At 71.3% G+C, this 16,094-nt stretch carries 14 protein-coding genes; 11 read left to right on the forward strand and 3 right to left on the reverse strand.

Going from position 1 to position 16,094, the window contains the following annotated elements:
* Positions 1 to 204 precede the first annotated feature (204 nt).
* The 5 genes from C1707_RS10155 to C1707_RS10175 all read left to right on the forward strand — a co-directional run bounded on the left by C1707_RS10155 (position 205) and on the right by C1707_RS10175 (position 6,629).
* On the forward strand, positions 205 to 1,668 hold the full coding sequence (locus tag C1707_RS10155) for a hypothetical protein (RefSeq protein WP_101715130.1): 1,464 nt from the start codon (positions 205 to 207) through the stop codon (positions 1,666 to 1,668).
* A complete protein-coding gene (locus tag C1707_RS10160) occupies positions 1,665 to 2,597 on the forward strand; it encodes a site-specific tyrosine recombinase XerD (protein ID WP_101714999.1) in 933 nt (310 codons plus the stop codon). Before C1707_RS10155 ends, C1707_RS10160 begins: the two co-directional genes overlap by 4 nt.
* Positions 2,598 to 2,700: 103 nt before the next feature.
* On the forward strand, positions 2,701 to 4,134 hold the full coding sequence (locus tag C1707_RS10165; RefSeq protein ID WP_240633902.1) for a purple acid phosphatase family protein: 1,434 nt from the start codon (positions 2,701 to 2,703) through the stop codon (positions 4,132 to 4,134).
* A gap of 96 nt (positions 4,135 to 4,230) precedes the next feature.
* On the forward strand, positions 4,231 to 4,452 hold the full coding sequence (locus tag C1707_RS10170; RefSeq protein ID WP_058349252.1) for an alkylphosphonate utilization protein: 222 nt from the start codon (positions 4,231 to 4,233) through the stop codon (positions 4,450 to 4,452).
* Positions 4,453 to 4,559: 107 nt separating this feature from the next.
* Positions 4,560 to 6,629 carry a hybrid sensor histidine kinase/response regulator gene (locus C1707_RS10175; RefSeq protein ID WP_101715000.1) on the forward strand — a complete coding sequence of 690 codons (2,070 nt, stop codon included), beginning with the start codon at positions 4,560 to 4,562 and terminating at the stop codon, positions 6,627 to 6,629.
* Between the two features lie 12 nt (positions 6,630 to 6,641).
* Here C1707_RS10175 and C1707_RS10180 read toward each other — a convergent pair whose 3' ends face one another.
* Both C1707_RS10180 and C1707_RS10185 read right to left on the reverse strand, forming a co-directional pair.
* A complete protein-coding gene (locus C1707_RS10180) occupies positions 6,642 to 7,127 on the reverse strand; it encodes a VOC family protein (RefSeq protein ID WP_101715001.1) in 486 nt (161 codons plus the stop codon).
* Positions 7,128 to 7,265: 138 nt separating this feature from the next.
* The gene (locus tag C1707_RS10185; RefSeq protein ID WP_101715002.1) at positions 7,266 to 8,153 is read right to left on the reverse strand and encodes a LysR family transcriptional regulator; all 888 of its coding nucleotides are present in this window, start codon (positions 8,151 to 8,153) and stop codon (positions 7,266 to 7,268) included.
* A gap of 120 nt (positions 8,154 to 8,273) precedes the next feature.
* Between C1707_RS10185 and C1707_RS10190 the strand changes: the two genes are divergently transcribed.
* The 6 genes from C1707_RS10190 (at position 8,274) to C1707_RS10215 (ending at position 15,147) form a co-directional block, all read left to right on the forward strand.
* Complete coding sequence (locus tag C1707_RS10190; RefSeq protein ID WP_101715003.1) at positions 8,274 to 9,272, forward strand: aldo/keto reductase; 999 nt, start codon at positions 8,274 to 8,276, stop codon at positions 9,270 to 9,272.
* A 163-nt stretch (positions 9,273 to 9,435) separates the two neighbouring features.
* Positions 9,436 to 10,458 (forward strand): mechanosensitive ion channel family protein, encoded by a 1,023-nt coding sequence (locus C1707_RS10195; RefSeq protein ID WP_101715004.1) that lies wholly within the window; start codon positions 9,436 to 9,438, stop codon positions 10,456 to 10,458.
* A gap of 174 nt (positions 10,459 to 10,632) precedes the next feature.
* A complete protein-coding gene (locus C1707_RS10200) occupies positions 10,633 to 11,682 on the forward strand; it encodes an HpcH/HpaI aldolase/citrate lyase family protein (protein WP_101715005.1) in 1,050 nt (349 codons plus the stop codon).
* Positions 11,683 to 11,769: 87 nt separating this feature from the next.
* Positions 11,770 to 12,540: a hypothetical protein gene (locus tag C1707_RS10205; protein WP_101715006.1), complete on the forward strand. Its 771-nt coding sequence runs from the start codon at positions 11,770 to 11,772 to the stop codon at positions 12,538 to 12,540.
* A gap of 116 nt (positions 12,541 to 12,656) precedes the next feature.
* Positions 12,657 to 13,694 (forward strand): bifunctional nicotinamide-nucleotide adenylyltransferase/Nudix hydroxylase, encoded by a 1,038-nt coding sequence (locus C1707_RS10210; protein ID WP_101715007.1) that lies wholly within the window; start codon positions 12,657 to 12,659, stop codon positions 13,692 to 13,694.
* A 61-nt stretch (positions 13,695 to 13,755) separates the two neighbouring features.
* Complete coding sequence (locus C1707_RS10215) at positions 13,756 to 15,147, forward strand: nicotinate phosphoribosyltransferase (protein WP_101715008.1); 1,392 nt, start codon at positions 13,756 to 13,758, stop codon at positions 15,145 to 15,147.
* A gap of 123 nt (positions 15,148 to 15,270) precedes the next feature.
* On the opposite strand, the gene C1707_RS10220 is transcribed toward C1707_RS10215, so the two are convergent.
* A complete protein-coding gene (locus C1707_RS10220; RefSeq protein ID WP_101715009.1) occupies positions 15,271 to 15,954 on the reverse strand; it encodes a type 1 glutamine amidotransferase domain-containing protein in 684 nt (227 codons plus the stop codon).
* Between the last annotated feature and the right edge of the window lie 140 nt (positions 15,955 to 16,094).

The raw sequence follows: 16,094 nt of genomic DNA on the forward strand, positions 1-16,094 counted from the left end.
CGGCTCGACCACTCCCGTCCGAACTGGACGTATGGAGCCCCCCACGGGCTCAAGCTCACGCTAGGTAAGCGGCACAAGTCGCGCTGTGGACCCAAACCCGGCCGCCCGCAAGTTTTTATGGACGACCACGGTTACGCCCTTTCGCCGCGCGATCGCCCTCCAACCGTCTTCTGCCTGCCGCGCTTCCTTGCCATAGTGGGGGTCATGGCCTTCTCCCCGCGTTCCCCGCTGGCGCTCGCCGCCGCCGTTTCCGTTCTCGCCGCCGCCGCCCATGCCCAGGAGGTGGCCGTCAGCACGCTGGCGCCGCCCGACCTGTTCTCCAACCCGGCCGCCGACACCGGCCTGCCGGGCGACCTGTGGAACGACGCCTCGCCGGGCCTGATGCGCGAGACCCTGCCGAAATTGGCGACCAAGCCGCTGTCGCCGGCCTTCGCCGACTTCGCCCGGCGGGTGCTGGCCACGGGCGCGCGCGCCCCGGCCGGCGTGGGCGACGATCCGGAAATGGGCGGCGCGCGGGGGCTGGCCCTGATCGCCCTGGGCGACGCGGCCGGCGCCAAGCGGGTGATGGACCGCACGCCGGGCCTGGACCAGAACGCCGCCCTGGCCATGGCCGCGGCCGAGGCCAGCCTGATCGCCGGCGACGACGATCGCGCCTGCGCCGTGGCCGACGCCCTGGGCGTGGATCGCGGGGCCGGCTACTGGCTGCGCCTGCGGGCCTTCTGCCAGGCGCGCGCGGGCCAGACCGCCGAGGCCCAGCTGACCTTCAACCTCGCCCAACAGCAGGGAAAGGACGCCGACTACGCCCGGCTGATGCCGGCCCTGCTTTCGGGCGCGGCGCCGACCGGCGGCGCCAGCCTGCGCACCGGGATCAACTACGCCCTGTCGCGGAAACTGGGGCTCGACCTCCAGGCCGCCGCGGCCACGGCCACTCCGGCGACCCGGGCCGTGCTGGCGCCGCCGGCCGCGGACCTGGCGGCCGCGCAGGCGGCCGACTGGGCCTTCCTGAAGAGCGCCAAGCCAGGCGCCGACTTCGCCGCCGCCGCCCGCGCCGCCGGGGCGCTGATCGCGGCCATGGTCGCCGCCGACGCGCCGATCACCGATCCGGGCCTGTTCCTGCGCGCGGCCCTGGCGGCCGGGGACGTCAAGACCGCCCAGGCCATCCGGGGCAAGATGACCGGCGACGCCATCCCCGGCGTCGGCAATCAGGACCTGGCCCTGTTCGACGCCGCCCTGGCGGCGGCCTCCGGCGGCTCGACCGACCAGGCGCTGGATCGCCTGGTGGAACTGGGCGCGAGCGGCGGGGCCAAGTCTCCGGCCCAGCCGGCGGCCGTGGTGCTGCAGGCCCTGGGCGGGGCGCTGAGTCCCGAGGACCGCGCGACCTTCGCCGGCTTCGACGGCGGCAAGTCGACTGCCTCGGCCGCGCGGCTGGCTCTGCTGGACAGCGCGGCCGCCGCCGGTCGCAAGGGCGAGGCCGCCGTGCTGGCCCTGTCAGTCGCCGCCGAAGCCGGAGTCGCGGGTCCGTCCGCCGCCGACCGCGCCCGCATCGTCGCGGCCCTGAACCGCGCCGGACTTTCCGCCGACGCCCGCGCCCTGGCGGTCGAGGGCCTGCTGCCCGCGCCGCCGGCCCCGCCCAAGCCCGCCGCCAAGCCGGCGCCGAAGAAGAAATGAGCGGCCCAGGAACGGGCGGCAAGTCAGAGGGCTGGGTCGAAGCCTTCCTGGAGATGATGGCGGTCGAGCGCGCGGCCGCCGCCAACACCCTGCGCGCCTACGAGAAGGACCTGGCCGACGCCCGGGGTTTCCTGGGGCGCACGGGCAATGATCTCGACGCCGCCGACGCGGAAGCCGTCGAGGCCTATTTCCAGGACCTGGGCGCGCGCGGCCTGTCGCCGGCGACGGCGGCGCGGCGTCGCTCGGCGGTGCGGCAGTTCTATCGCTTCGCGCTGGGCGAGGGCTGGCGCACCGACGACCCGTCGCGACGCGTGGTCGCGCCCAAGGCGGGGCGGCCGCTGCCCAAGGTGCTGTCGCGGGCCGAGATCGACGCCTTGCTGGCGGCCGCCTCGGCCAAGGACGGCGCCCAGGGCCTGCGCCTGTCGTGCATCATCGAGCTGCTCTACGCCTCGGGCCTGCGGATCTCGGAACTGCTGGCCCTGCCGCTGTCGGCCCTGGCGCGCGATCCCGCCTTCCTGATGGTCAAGGGCAAGGGCGGCAAGGAGCGGCTGGCCCCGCTGAACGACGCCGCTCGCGCCGCAGTGAAGGCCTATCTCGAGGGAAGGCTGCAATTTCTGCCAAAGGGCTCGAAGGACAGTCCCTGGCTGTTCCCTTCGCGCGGCAAGGGCGGGCGGCTGACGGCGCGGCGGGTCTCGCAGCTGCTCGAGGATGCGGCGATCGCGGCCGGGATCGACCGCGAGAAGGTCAGCCCGCACGTGCTGCGCCACGCCTTCGCCACCCACCTGCTGGAGGGCGGGGCCGACCTGCGGGTGATCCAGACCCTGCTGGGCCACGCCGACATCGGCACCACCCAGATCTACACCCACGTGGCCGGCGAGCATCTGGCCGAGGTGGTGCGCACCAAGCACCCGCTGGGCCGCAAGGACTAGCCTCCGCCGAAAAGCCTCTCGACCTTCGTCAATCTGTCATGGAAGCCAGGCAGGTACCGCCTCGAACGGCGCGCTTGGGTCGTCAGTCGGCGGAGGGAAAATCATGGGCTTTCGGAAACTGCTGATCGGCGCGGCGACGCTGTGCCTGATGGCGCTGCCGGCGGCGCTCGGCGTCCCGACCTTGGCCCTGGCCCAGGAGGCCGCGCAGCCGGTCCCGCGCTCGCCCGGCCTGCCGTTCAAGCCCAAGGGCCTGCCGGACCGCATCGTGCTGACGGCGGGCGCCGATCCCTCGCGCGAGATGGCCGTGGCCTGGCGCACCGATCCGCGCCAGGCGAGCGCCGAGATCCAGCTGGCTCCGGCCATCGACGGTCCCAGCCTGGCCTTCCGCGCCAAGACCCTGGAGGGGACCACCCAGGCGATCGACAGCGCCAACGGCCCGGCGCTTTACCATCAGGCGCGCCTGACCGGCCTGTCGCCCGACACGGCCTATGTCTACCGCGTGAAGGGCGCCGACGGCTGGAGCGAGTGGCTGCAGTTCCATACCGCCGCGGCGACGTTCCGGCCGTTCCGCTTCCTCTATCTTGGCGACACCCAGAACGGCATCCTGCCGATCGGCTCGCGGGTGATCCGCCAGGGCTTCCATTCGACCGCCTCGCCGGCCCTGGTGCTGCACGCCGGCGACCTGGTGGCCCAGCGCGACGACCTGGACCACGACGACGAGTGGGGCGAGTGGACGGCGGCCGGCGCCTACAACTTCTCGACCGTTCCGCAGCTGCCGGCGACCGGCAACCACGAATATGTCGACGTGGCCAAGCCCGACGGGACCGAGAGCCGCAAGCTGGGACCCTACTGGCCGCTGCAGTTCGCGCTGCCGGCCAACGGCGCCGAGCCCGTGAAGCAGACGACCTACTATGTCGACTATCAGGGCGTTCGGTTCATCATCCTGGACGGCACCGCCGCCCTCGACCTCGGGTCGCTGGACGCCCAGACCCGCTGGCTGGACCAGACCCTGGCCGCCAGCAAAGCCAAGTGGAACGTCGTCACCTTCCACCAGCCGATCTTCACCTGCGCGCGGCCCAACGACACCGAGAAGCTGAAGGCCGCCTGGAAGCCGGTGTTCGAGGCCCGCAAGGTCGACCTGGTGCTGCAGGGCCACGACCACTGCTACGCCCGCCTGACCAGCGAGGCCGGCAAGGCCGACGCGGCGCGCCGCCACGCCGCCGGCCGGCCGCAGGGGCCTGTCTACGTGGTGTCGGTGGTCGGCTCGAAGATGTACGCGCTGAACGACCGCGCCCTGACCCAGCCCGACAAGGTCGCCGCCGACACCGAGTTCTACCAGGTGGTCGACGTGGCGGCCGACAAGCTGGGCTTCTCCGCCTACACCGCCAGCGGCAAGCTCTACGACGCCTTCACGCTGGTGCGGGCCAAGGACGGGTCCAAGACCCTGGTCGAGAGCAAGGAGTCGATGCTGGCCCAGCGGGTCTGCGCCGGCGCGACGGGGCCGGACGGCGCGCCGTGCCTGGGCCGGGCCAAGTAGGTCTGGCGGAAACCGCCTGGACTTTCGTCCGACGCGCTCTAAGAAGCCCATACTTTATGTGTGGGCTTCGCCGAGGCGAGGCCGAGGAGCCTTTCCATGTCCGACGAAACCCGCGACTCCAACGGCGCGATCCTGGCCGACGGCGACAACGTCACCCTGATCAAGGACCTGAAGGTCAAGGGCTCGGGCGGCGTGACCCTCAAGCGCGGAACCCTGGTCAAGAAGATCCGCCTGACCGGCGACCCCGACGAGATCGAGGCCAATGTCGACAAGGTGAAGGGCCTCGTGCTGCGCACCGAGTTCGTCAAGAAGGCCTGATCGCGCTCGTCGCGAGAAATTCCCGTCTCGTCTTAACCGTTTAGCCGGGGTTGGGCGCGATCCTGCCCGCGATTTCGTCGGGGGACGAGGGGATCGCGAGTACGCGTATGGCAGGTTTGAAACGGTTCGAGGGCGACGCGCGCCAGACGCGCCTGCTGCTGGCGTTGATCGTCGCCTACGCCGTGACCATCGCCTATTGCGATCTGCTGACGCGGGGGCCGTCTGGCATGGCCACCCTGTGGCCCTGCAACGGCCTGCTGGCCGGCGGGATGGTGCTGCTGACGCCGCGCCGCGGCCTGATCCTGCTGGCGGCCACCACCGTCGCCCACGTGCTGCTAGACCGCCTGGGCGGCACGGCGCCGGCGATGACGGCGCTGTTCACGGTGCTGGACACCATCGAGGCGGCGCTGATCGCGGTGGTGCTGCGCAAGGCCTTCGGCGGTCCGCCGCGTCTCAAGAACCTGGCCCAGGCCCTGCGGGTGGTGGGCCTGGCCCTGCCGATCACCGCGGTGCTGGCCGTGATCGGCGCCTTCGCCAGCGCGCCGATGCTGCACGTCTCGCTGCCGGTGCTGCTGAAGAACTGGCTGTTCATCAACGCCCTGGGCATGACGGCCGGCCTGCCGGTCGCCCTGATCCTGTTCGACCCGCGCATCCAGCGCGGCTTCGAGCGGCCGGTCTGGGAGAAGATCGCCTGCTACGTGATGGTCGCCGTCGCGGCGTTGATCGCGTTCGGACGGCCGGGCCACACCCTGCCGTTCCTGGTGTTCCCGGCCGGCGTGCTGGTGGCCTTCCGGCTGGGACCCAAGGGCGCGGCCTGGACGACGGTGATCGTGGCCGCCATCGCCGCGCCGCTGAGCGTGCTGGGCATCGTGGCCGAGGCCGCGACGCGGGCCCAGGCGTCCGAGCGCATGCACGCCCTGCAGTTCCTGGTCAGCGCGCTGCTGTTCACCTGCCTGGCCGCGGCCCTGGCCCTGGCTGACCAGCAGCGCCTCAAGCTGCTGCTGGTGCGTCGCCAGGCCCTGGCCCGCAAGGCCCAGGCTCGCGCCCAGGCGGCCAGCCAGGCCAAGACCGAGTTCCTGGCCACCATGAGCCACGAGATCCGCACGCCGCTGAACAGCGTGCTGGGCTTCACCCGCCTGCTGGCCGACCGTGACGATCTGGCGCCCGACGCGCGCCGCCATGTCGGTCTGATCGACGGCGCCGGCGGGGCGCTGCTGACCCTGGTCAACGACGTGCTCGACTTCTCGCGCGTCGAGGCCGGCCGGGTGGAGCTGCAGGTCGAGCCCGCGCGCGCGGAGGCGGTCTTGCGCGACGCCGTGGCCATCGTCGCCCAGGACGCCCGGGCCAAGGGCTTGGCGGTGGAGATCCAGGTCGAGGGCGACACTGCTGGTCATCATGGCCTGGACGCCGATCGCCTGCGCCAGGTGCTGCTGAACCTGCTCAACAACGCCGTGAAGTTCACGCCCGCCGGGCGGGTGACCGCAAGACTGGCCGTGACGCCGGGCGAGGGCGCCGACCGCCTGCGCGTCGAGATCGTCGACACCGGCATCGGCGTGCCGCCGCAGCTGCGCGACCGGCTGTTCCAGCGCTTCAGCCAGGGCGACAGCTCGGTGACCCGGGCCTTCGGCGGCGCGGGCCTGGGCCTGGCGATCAGCAAGGCGCTGGTCGAGCTGATGGACGGGCGCATCGGCATGACCGCCAACCAGGACCAGGGCTCGACCTTCTGGATCGAACTGATGGCGCAACCGTGCGAGGCCGCGCCCCGCGCGGTTGTCGCGGCGGGCGGGCGGATCGCCGCCGCGCGCATCCTGCTGGTCGACGACCATCCGATGAACCGTGAGATCGGCGGCGCCTTCCTGGGCCTGGCCGGCTGCGAGGTGGTCACCGCGCAGAACGGCCAGGAGGCGGTCGACATGGCGCGTGGCGGCGGCTTCGACGTAGTGCTGATGGACATCCACATGCCGGGCATGGACGGCCTGACCGCCACGCGCGCCATCCGGGCCCTGCCGGGCGCGGCGTCGGCCGTGCCGATCATCGCCATGAGCGCCGACGCGCTGCCCCAGCAGATCGCCCAGTGCCGCGAGGCCGGCATGGTCGACCACGTGGCCAAGCCGATCCAGAAGGACCTGCTCTACGCCAAGGTCGAGGCCTGGCTGCGCGAGCCCGCGGCGGCCTAAGCGGCCGCCGGCTCATTCGCCGCGCGCGGCCTTTTCCAGCGTGGGCACGTCGATCTTGCTCATGGTCATCATGGCGGCGAAGACGCGGCCGGCGACGGCCTTGTCCGGGCCGGTGGTCAGCTCGATCAGCTGTCGCGGCGTGACCTGCCAGGACAGACCGTAGCGGTCCTTCAGCCAGCCGCACTGCGAGGGCGTGCCGCCGCCGGCCAGCAGGCCGTCCCAATACCGGTCGACCTCGGCCTGGCCGTCGCAGTCGATCGACAGCGAGATGGCCTCGGTGAACTTGAAGTGCGGCCCGCCGTTCAGCGCCACGTGGGGCTGGCCGTCGAGCTCGAAATAGACCGTCGACACCGAGCCGCCCGGACCGGCCGGCGGCGGCACGTCCTGCGGATAGCGGTTGACCGAGACGATCCGTGAATTGGGGAAGATCGAGACGTAGAACTCGGCGGCCTCCAGGGCCTCCTTGTCGAACCACAGGAACGGCGAGATCTTCGGCATGGCGTTTCCTCCTCGCGGTCCGTGGCGGCCGCGTCCTGCCAAGGACGATGGAACGCCCGCCGAGCCGACAGGGTCGAGGGGATTTTTCGTGGTGAGGCGATCCCCCTCTGGGGGAGGTGGCCCGGAGGGCCGAAGGTGTCACGCCCGCATCCAGTCGATGAACGCCCGCAGGGCTGGGGAGAGCTGGCGGCGGCTGGGGTAGTAGAGGAAGAAGCCGGGGAAGGGCTCGCACCAGTCTTCCAGCAGCGAGACCAGGCGCCCCTGCGCGATGTCGTCGGCGACGGCTTCGCGGAACGGGAAGGCCAGGCCCGCGCCGGCCCGGCAGGCCTCCAGCATGACCAAGCCGTTGTCGGTGAGCAGGGCCGGCGGCGGCGTGACGACGACGAGCCGGCCCTTGCGCTCGAACTCCCACGGATAGGGCTGGCCCGAGGCGCGGCGCACCAGCAGGCAGCGGTGGCCGGTCATCAGGTCTTCCGGCTGGGTGGGCGCGCCGTGGCGGGCGATGTAGTCGGGCGTGGCGACCAGGGCCTGGGACAGCTCGCCGCCCAGTGGCACGGCGATCATGTCGGCCTGCAGCCGCTCGCCCAGTCGCACGCCGCAGTCGAAGCCGCCGGCGACGATGTCGGCCAGGGCGTCCTCGCAGACGATCTCTACCCGCACGTCGGGATAGGCGTTCATGAAGCCGCCCAGGCGCGGGGCCAGCAGCATGCGGGCGGCCGTGCTGGCGACGTTGATGCGCAGGCGGCCGGCCGGCCGGTCGCGGAACATCGCCACCTCGTCCAGCGCCGCGTCGATGTCGGCCAGGGCCGGACCCAGCCGCGCCAGCAGCCGCTCGCCCGCCTCGGTGGGGGCGACGCTGCGGGTGGTGCGGTTGAGCAGCCGCACGTCGAGGCGGGCCTCGAGGTTGCGGATCGTGTGGCTGAGGGCCGAGGCGGTTACGCCCAGCACCTGGGCGGCGGCGCGGAAGCTGCGACGCTCGGCGACCAGGGCGAAGACGGCGAGGTCGGGCAGGGGGCGGGTGGACATTGCTGAGAGATGCTCAGGAGTGCGTTGAGACCGCAAGCGGTTATCGTCTGGTTCCGCCGGACCCATCTCCCCGTCGTCGCGGCGAGGCCGCGGCCGAAATTCCGCAACAAGGAGCTGCCCATGAAGACGCGCAAACTCGGCGACGGCCTCGAAGTCTCGGCCCTCGGTCTCGGCTGCATGGGCATGAGCTGGGCCTATGGGCCCGCGCCCGACAAGCAGGCGATGTTCGACCTGATGGCCAAGGCCGTGGACCTGGGCGTCACCTTCTTCGACACCGCCGAGGTCTATGGACCCTACGTGAACGAGGAACTGGTCGGCGAGGGCCTCAAGCCCTTCCGCGACAAGGTGGTGATCGCCACCAAGTTCGGCTTCGACATCGCCCCCGACGAGGCGGGCGTGGCCCGCATGCGCGGCGTCAACTCGCGGCCCGACAACATCCGCGCCGTGGCCGAGGCCTCGCTCAAGCGCCTGGGCGTCGAGGTGATCGACCTCTTCTACCAGCACCGCGTCGATCCGAACGTGCCGATCGAGGACGTGGCCGGAACCGTCAGGGACCTGATCGCCGAGGGCAAGGTCAAGCACTTCGGCCTCTCGGAGGCCGGCGCGGCCACGATCCGCAAGGCCCAGGCGGTGCAGCCGGTGGCGGCCCTGCAGAGCGAGTATTCGCTGTGGACGCGCGGGATCGAAGCCGAGGTGCTGCCGGCCATCCGTGAACTGGGCATCGGCCTGGTGCCCTACAGCCCGCTGGGCCGGGGCTTCCTGACCGGCGCGATCAAGGCCGGCGACGGTTTCGGCAAGGACGACTTCCGCTCGACCCTGCCGCGCTTCCAGGGCGAGGCGATCGCCAAGAACCAGTCGCTGGTCGAGGCGCTGGTCGAGCTGGCCGCCGAGAAGGGCGTGACCCCGGCCCAGCTGGCCCTGGCCTGGCTGCTGGCGCAAGGGCCCGACATCGCCCCGATCCCGGGCACGACCAAGGTCGCGCGCCTGCGGGAGAACATCGGCGCGGTGGACGTGACGCTGTCGGCCGAGGACCTGGCGCGGATCGCCGCGGCGGTGCCGGAGACGGAAGTCGAGGGCGCGCGCTACGCCGAGGCCGGGTTGGCGATGGTGGGGCGTTAGCGGCTGCGCCAACCCCCTCAGTCGCTCCGCGACAGCTCCCCCAGAGGGGGAGCATCTGGGGCCGAAGATCCTCCCCCGTTGGGGGAGGTGGCCGAAGGGCCGGAGGGGGTCTGCGGCGCCGGGGGCTTGAACCCGCCGTCCGCCCGCGCTCAAACTCCGCTCCATGAGCGACAATCCCCTGCAACGCCTGGACGCCCTCGAGCTGGTCAAGCTGGGCAAGTCGGCGATCACGGTGGGGGGCTTGGGGGCCGGCATCGTCATCGTCATCGCCGCCCTGCTGGCCGCGCGGCTGGCGGCGGCGGGACTTCGGCGCCTGCGGGCGCGGGCGGCCGACAACGCCTCCTCGCTCTATATCGTCGAGAAGCTGACCACCTACGGCCTGGTTCTGGTGGGCCTGTTGGCCGGCCTGTCGACCATGGGCATCGACCTAACCTCGCTGACGGTGTTCGCCGGGGCCGTGGGCGTCGGCGTTGGCCTGGGCCTGCAGGGGGTGATCAAGGACTTCGCCTCGGGCGTCAGCCTGGTGTTCGAGCGGCTGATCGCCGTGGGCGACTTCGTCGAGCTGTCGAACGGCGCGCGCGGGGTGGTGCACGAGATCGGCCCCCGCGCCACGCGCATCCGCACCAACGACGCCACTGACGTCATTGTGCCCAACTCGGTGCTGGTCAACGACCAGGTGGTCAACTGGACCCTGCGCAACACCACCCGCCGAATCCGCGTGCCGTTCGTCACCGCCTTCGGGGTGGACAAGGAAAGGGTGCGCGAGGCGGTGCTGAAGGCGGCCCGCAGCGTGCCCTTCACCAGCGCCGACGACGCCGTGCGTCGCACCCAGGTGTGGCTGGTCGGCTATGGCGACCACGCCCTGAAGTTCGAGCTGATCGTCTGGCCGACCGTGGAGGCGGTGCGCCGGCCGGCGGCGATCTTCGCGGCCTATACCTGGGCCATCGACGACGCCCTGCGCGAGGCCGGGATCGAGATACCCTATCCGCAGCGCGACGTGCGGCTGCGCGGGCTGTTCGGCGAGGAGGGCGAGGACGCCCGCGCCGCCCTGCGCCTGGAGCCGCGCGCGGCGCGCAAGGGGCGCGGCAAGGCCGCCGCGCACGTCTCGCAGAACGACGCCGCCGAGGAACTCGGCCGCGAGGATCCCGACGAGGCGCCGCCGCCCTCCAGAACCCCTCCCCCTTGATGGTAGGGAAAGGGCAGGGGTGGGGTGGGGGTGTCTACGACGGTTGATGCTGGGCGTATCGCCGGCTCAGCAGTCACCCCATCCCCAACCCTTCCCCCACGCCACCCTTGACCCCCTCGCGCCCGCGCCGCAGTCTTCTCGCAACTGCGAAATAAGCACCTAGGGAAGACGCGCATGAAGACCGCCCGAGGCTTCTTCAAACCCCTGGCCATCGGCGCGCCGGCGCCGTGGCGCGAGCTTCCCGCCCGCGTCGAGCGGATGATCCACTTCGTGCCGCCGCACCTGGAGAAGGTGCGGGCCAAGGTCGGCGAGATCGCGCCCACGGTCGACGTGATCCTGGCCAATCTGGAGGACGCCATCCCCGCCGACGCCAAGGGCGCGGCCCTGGCCGGGACGATCGCGATGTCGCGCGAGGTCGGCTTCAAGGCCCTGGGCGTGGGGCTGTGGGTGCGGATCAACTGCCTCAACTCGCCCTGGCACCTCGACGAGGTGGCGACCCTGGTCGAGAAGGCCGGCGAGGCGATCGACGTCATCATGGTCCCCAAGGTCGAGGGACCGTGGGACATCTTCTACATCGACCAGCTCCTGGCCTCGCTGGAGGCCAAGCACGGCGTCACCCGGCCCATCCTGCTGCACGCCATCCTGGAGACGGCGGAAGGGGTGATGAACGTCGAGCAGATCGCCGGCGCCAGCCCGCGCATGCAGGGGATCTCGCTGGGGCCGGCCGATCTGGCCGCCAGCCGGGCGATGAAGACGACCCGGGTCGGCGGCGGTCATCCCGGCTATCGGGTGATCGAAGATCCGCATGCGGACGGATCACCCCGCGTCTCCATCCAGCAGGACCTCTGGCACTACACCTTCGCCAAGATGGTCGACGCCTGCGCGGCCCACGGCATCAAGCCGTTCTACGGTCCGTTCGGGGCGATCGACGATCCGGTCGCCTGCGAGCAGCAGTTCCGCAACGCCTTCCTGATGGGCTGCGCGGGAGCCTGGAGCCTGCATCCCAGCCAGATCGCCATCGCCAAGAGGGTGTTCAGCCCCGACCCGGCCGAGGTGGCCTTCGCCCGGCGCATCCTGGAGGCCATGCCCGACGGCTCGGGCGTGGCGATGATCGACGGCAAGATGCAGGACGACGCCACCTGGAAGCAGGCCAGGGTGATGGTCGACTGCGCCCGCCAGATCGCCGCCAAGGACGCCGAATATGCGGCGCTCTACGGTTTCTGACGCGGTCGTTCCCGATCGGCGGCGCCAAGAGGCTTGACGAAACGGTCGCGTGAAAATCACATCGTCGCTCCACTGGGGGTGGCGTCGATGAAGACTGTGTTCCTGGGCGGCGCTATGGCCGTCGTTCTGCTTGGATTGGCCGCTTGCGGCAGCGTGCCGACCGCGCCGCTCAACGCCGCGCCGACCCTGACGCCAGCCCAGAGGGCGGGCGATGCCGGCGTTCCGTTCTCCGGCGTCATCACCGCGGTCGGTCCGGCCGCCATCGCCAGCCAGCCGGTCGGCAAGGGCGGGACGCTGATCCGGTCCGCCTATCGCTACAGGCACACCGCCCAACTGACCGAGGACGTGCTCGGCTTCAGCATCACGGTGAAGGGCGTGCAGGCTCCGGCCGGCGCGCCGGGATACTATGCCGGAACCTTCCGCTCGTTCAGCGGGCGCGGCGTGGGAGAGCCGTCGGAGCTGTGGTGCTTCCTGCCCAAGGCGGTGGGCGGCAAGCGCGACAACATCTGCCTGCTGCGTAGCGGCACGGGCGTGGCGGCCATCGCGCCGACCCGCATGAACCCCTGGCTCTGGACCCAGTTCAGCCCCGCCTCGGGCAGCTTCGACTATACCCATGCGCCGGTCTTCGAACTGCGGTCGGTCGACATTCCGGCCGACCTGCAGATCGAGTACCGCTTCGCCGGCTGGCAGGGCGACAAGGCGCGGGTCGCCTCGTTCGCCGGCGGCCGCGAGGTCGAGACGACGACGCTGGAACGTCAGGCGGACGGCCGCTTCGTGCTCAAGACCGTGGCCGGGACGGTCGCGTTCTCCGCCGCGCCGGGGAAGGCTGATCAGGTGGTCGTCACGGCCGCCCCGTAGCGCGGGCGCGATGAGAACTTCTTCCGGATCGGTGGTTGACAGCTGCTTTTGCTCAAAGTTAGCATAACCCATGTCGCCGGATAGACCGGCGGCGGACATCGGCGTGAGGGAGTCTCATGCGCTTCGACTATCTCGTCCTGATCGGACGCTTCCAGCCGTTCCACAACGGCCACGCCGCCGTGTTGCGGCACGCCCTGCGCCTGGCGCGCAAGGTGATCGTCCTGACCGGCAGCGCCGGCCAGCCCCGCACCGTCCGCAATCCCTTCAACGCCGCCGAACGGGCGGTGATGATCCGCGCCGCCGCCGGCGAGGACGCCGCGCGACTGATCGTCGAGCCGCTGCGCGACCGCCTCTACGGCGAGACCCTGTGGGTCGGCGACGTGCAGCGGATCGTCGCCGAGGCCGTGGCTCGGGACGGCGCGGGCGAAGAGGCCAAGGTCGGGCTGATCGGCCGCAACAAGGACGACTCCACCGCCGCCTATCTCGCCGCGTTCCCGCAATGGGAACTGGTCGACGTGCAGCACGCCGAGGTGCTGTCGGCCACCGAGCTGCGCGACTGGCTGCTGACCGGCGAGGCCGGGGGCCTGCGGCTGGTGGAGGCCAACGTGCCCGGCCCGGTGTTCGAGATGCTGACGGCGTTCCGCGACGGTTCGCCCGCCTACGCCCAGCTGGCCCGCGAGCTCGCCTTCATCAAGACCTATCGCCAGGCCTGGGCCGCCGCGCCCTACGCGCCGACCTTCGTCACCGCCGACGCGGTGGTGGTCCATTCGGGCCACGTGCTGCTGGTGCGCCGCCGGGCCGAGCCGGGGCGGGGGCTCTGGGCCTTGCCGGGCGGCTTCGTGAACCAGGGCGAGACCGTGCAGGAGGCGGCGATCCGCGAGCTGCAGGAGGAGACCAGGGTGAAGATCCCTCCGGCCGTGCTGCGCGGCTCGATCAGGGCCAGCCGGGTGTTCGATCACCCGGACCGCTCGCTGCGCGGCCGCACGATCACCCACGCCTTCCACTTCGACTTCCCCGCCGGCGCCCTGCCGCGCGTGAAGGGCTCCGACGACGCCGAGCAGGCGCGCTGGGTCCCCGTCAGCGAGGCGCTGCTGATGGAGGAACAGTTCTTCGAGGACCACTTCCACATCCTCGAACACTTCGTCGGCGCCTGACGCCGTTTCCAGATCCGACCCGAAAGACGGGACGGTGATCCCGCGTGAAGGAGCTTCCGCGATGTTCGACAACCTGATCCTCGACACCGACAGCTACAAGGCCAGCCACTGGCTGCAGTATCCGCCCGGCACGACCGGCGCCTTCTCCTATGTGGAGAGCCGGGGCGGGCGCTACGACCGCACGGTCTTCTTCGGCCTGCAGGCGATCCTGAAGACGGCGCTGGCCGCTCCGGTGACCCACGCCATGGTCGACGAGGCGGCGCAGCTGCTGGCCGCCCACGGCGAGCCCTTCAACGAGGCCGGCTGGCGGCGGATCGTCGACGTCCACGGCGGCCGCCTGCCGGTGCGCATCCGCGCCGTGCCGGAGGGGACGGTGGTCCCCGTCCACCAGGCGCTGATGACCATCGAGAACACCGATCCCGAGTGCTTCTGGCTGCCGTCGTACCTGGAGACCCTGCTGCTGCGGGTCTGGTATCCGGTGACCGTCGCGACCACCAGCTGGGGCGTCAAGCAGACGATCCGCGCGGCGCTGGAGAAGACCAGCGACGATCCCGAAGGCCAGCTGCCGTTCAAGCTGCACGACTTCGGGGCGCGGGGCGTCTCCAGCAAGGCGAGCGCGGCGATCGGCGGCCTGGCCCACCTCGTCAACTTCCTGGGCAGCGACACCCTGGCGGCCGTGCAGGCGGGCCGGGCCTGGTACAACGAGCCGATGGCCGCCTTCTCCATCCCGGCCGCCGAGCACAGCACCATCACCAGCTGGGGCCGCGAGCGCGAGGCCGACGCCTATCGCAACATGCTTAGGCAGTTCGGCAAGCCCGGCGCGCTGTTCTCGGTGGTGTCCGACAGCTACGACCTGTTCGACGCGATCAGCCGCATCTGGGGCCGGGAACTGCGCGACGAGGTGATCGCCAGCGGCGCGACCGTGGTGATCCGCCCGGACTCCGGCGATCCTGTCGCCATCGTCGCCGAAACCCTGCGGCGCCTGGACGAGGCCTTCGGCAGCACGGTCAACGCCAAGGGCTACAAGCTGCTGAACCACGTGCGGGTGATCCAGGGCGACGGGGTCAATCCGGTCAGCATCGCCGCGATCCTGGAGCGGGTGATCGCCGACGGCTTCAGCGCCGAGAACCTGGCCTTCGGCATGGGCGGTGGTTTGCTGCAGCAGCTGGACCGCGACACCCAGCGCTTCGCCCTGAAGTGCTCGGCCGCCAAGGTCGACGGCGCCTGGATCGACGTCAGCAAGAACCCGGTCACCGACCCGGGCAAGCGTTCCAAGGCCGGACGGCTGATGCTGCAGCGGAACGCGGCCGGCGACTACCGCACGGTGGCCGTCGGCGAGGACGAGGCCGCGCCCGAGGGCTGGGAGGACGCCATGGTCACGGTGTGGGAGGACGGCGCGTTGCTGGTCGACCACACGCTGGCGCAGGTGCGGGCGCGCAGCGAGCAGGGGTGATGGTTCCCCTTCCGTAAAATCCCCGCGAAAGCGGGGACCCAGGTGTTTTCCGAAACGCGCGGCGCTCTAGGACGAAAAGCCTGGACCCCCGCTTTCGCGGGGGGGGGCGGATTCTGGGGGGCTTCAGGCCCCGGCCAGGCGCTTGACCAGGGCGTGGGCGGCGGCCTCGCTGCTGGCGGGGTTCTGGCCGGTGATCAGGCTGCCGTCCTCGACCACGTGAGGCGCCCAGTCGGGGCCCTTTTCGTAGAGGCCGCCGCTCGCCTTGAGCATGTCCTCGACCAGGAACGGCACGATATTCGTCAGCTCGACGGCGTCCTCCTCGCCGTTGGTGAAGCCGGTGACCTTGCGGCCGGCCACCAGCGGACGGCCGTCGGCGGCCTTGACGTGGCGCAGGACGCCCGGTGCGTGACAGACCAGGGCCTGGGGCTTGCCGGCGCGGTCGAAGGCCTCGATCAGCGCGGCGGAGACGGGCGATTCCGCCAGGTCCCACAGCGGGCCGTGCCCGCCGGGATAGAAGACCGCGTCGAAGTCGGCGGCGTTCACGTCGGCCAGCGGAACGGTCCGGGCCAGGGCCTCCAGCGCGGCCTCGTCGGCCTGGAAGCGGCGGGTCATGTCGGTCTGGAAGTCGGGCAGGTCGCTCTTGGGATCGAGCGGCGGCTGGCCGCCCTTGGGCGAGGCCAGGACCAGCTGCGCGCCGGCGTCCTTGAACACGTAGTAGGGCGCGGCCAGCTCCTCGAGCCAGAAGCCGGTCTTCTTGCCGGTGTCGCCGAGGGTGTCGTGCGAGGTGAGGACGATCAGGATCTGCATGGCGGACTCTTTGCTGCAAGCGGTGGTCTTGCCGGCATATGGGGTGCGCGGGCGCCCGTCGAAACGCTCAAACCCCCGCTTGGCGCCATGCCTGAAGGTCGCTGGATCGTTGCAGAAGGGCTGGCCGCCAGGCGCGGCGT

Source organism: Caulobacter flavus (assembly GCF_003722335.1).
GTDB classification, from domain to species: domain Bacteria; phylum Pseudomonadota; class Alphaproteobacteria; order Caulobacterales; family Caulobacteraceae; genus Caulobacter; species Caulobacter flavus.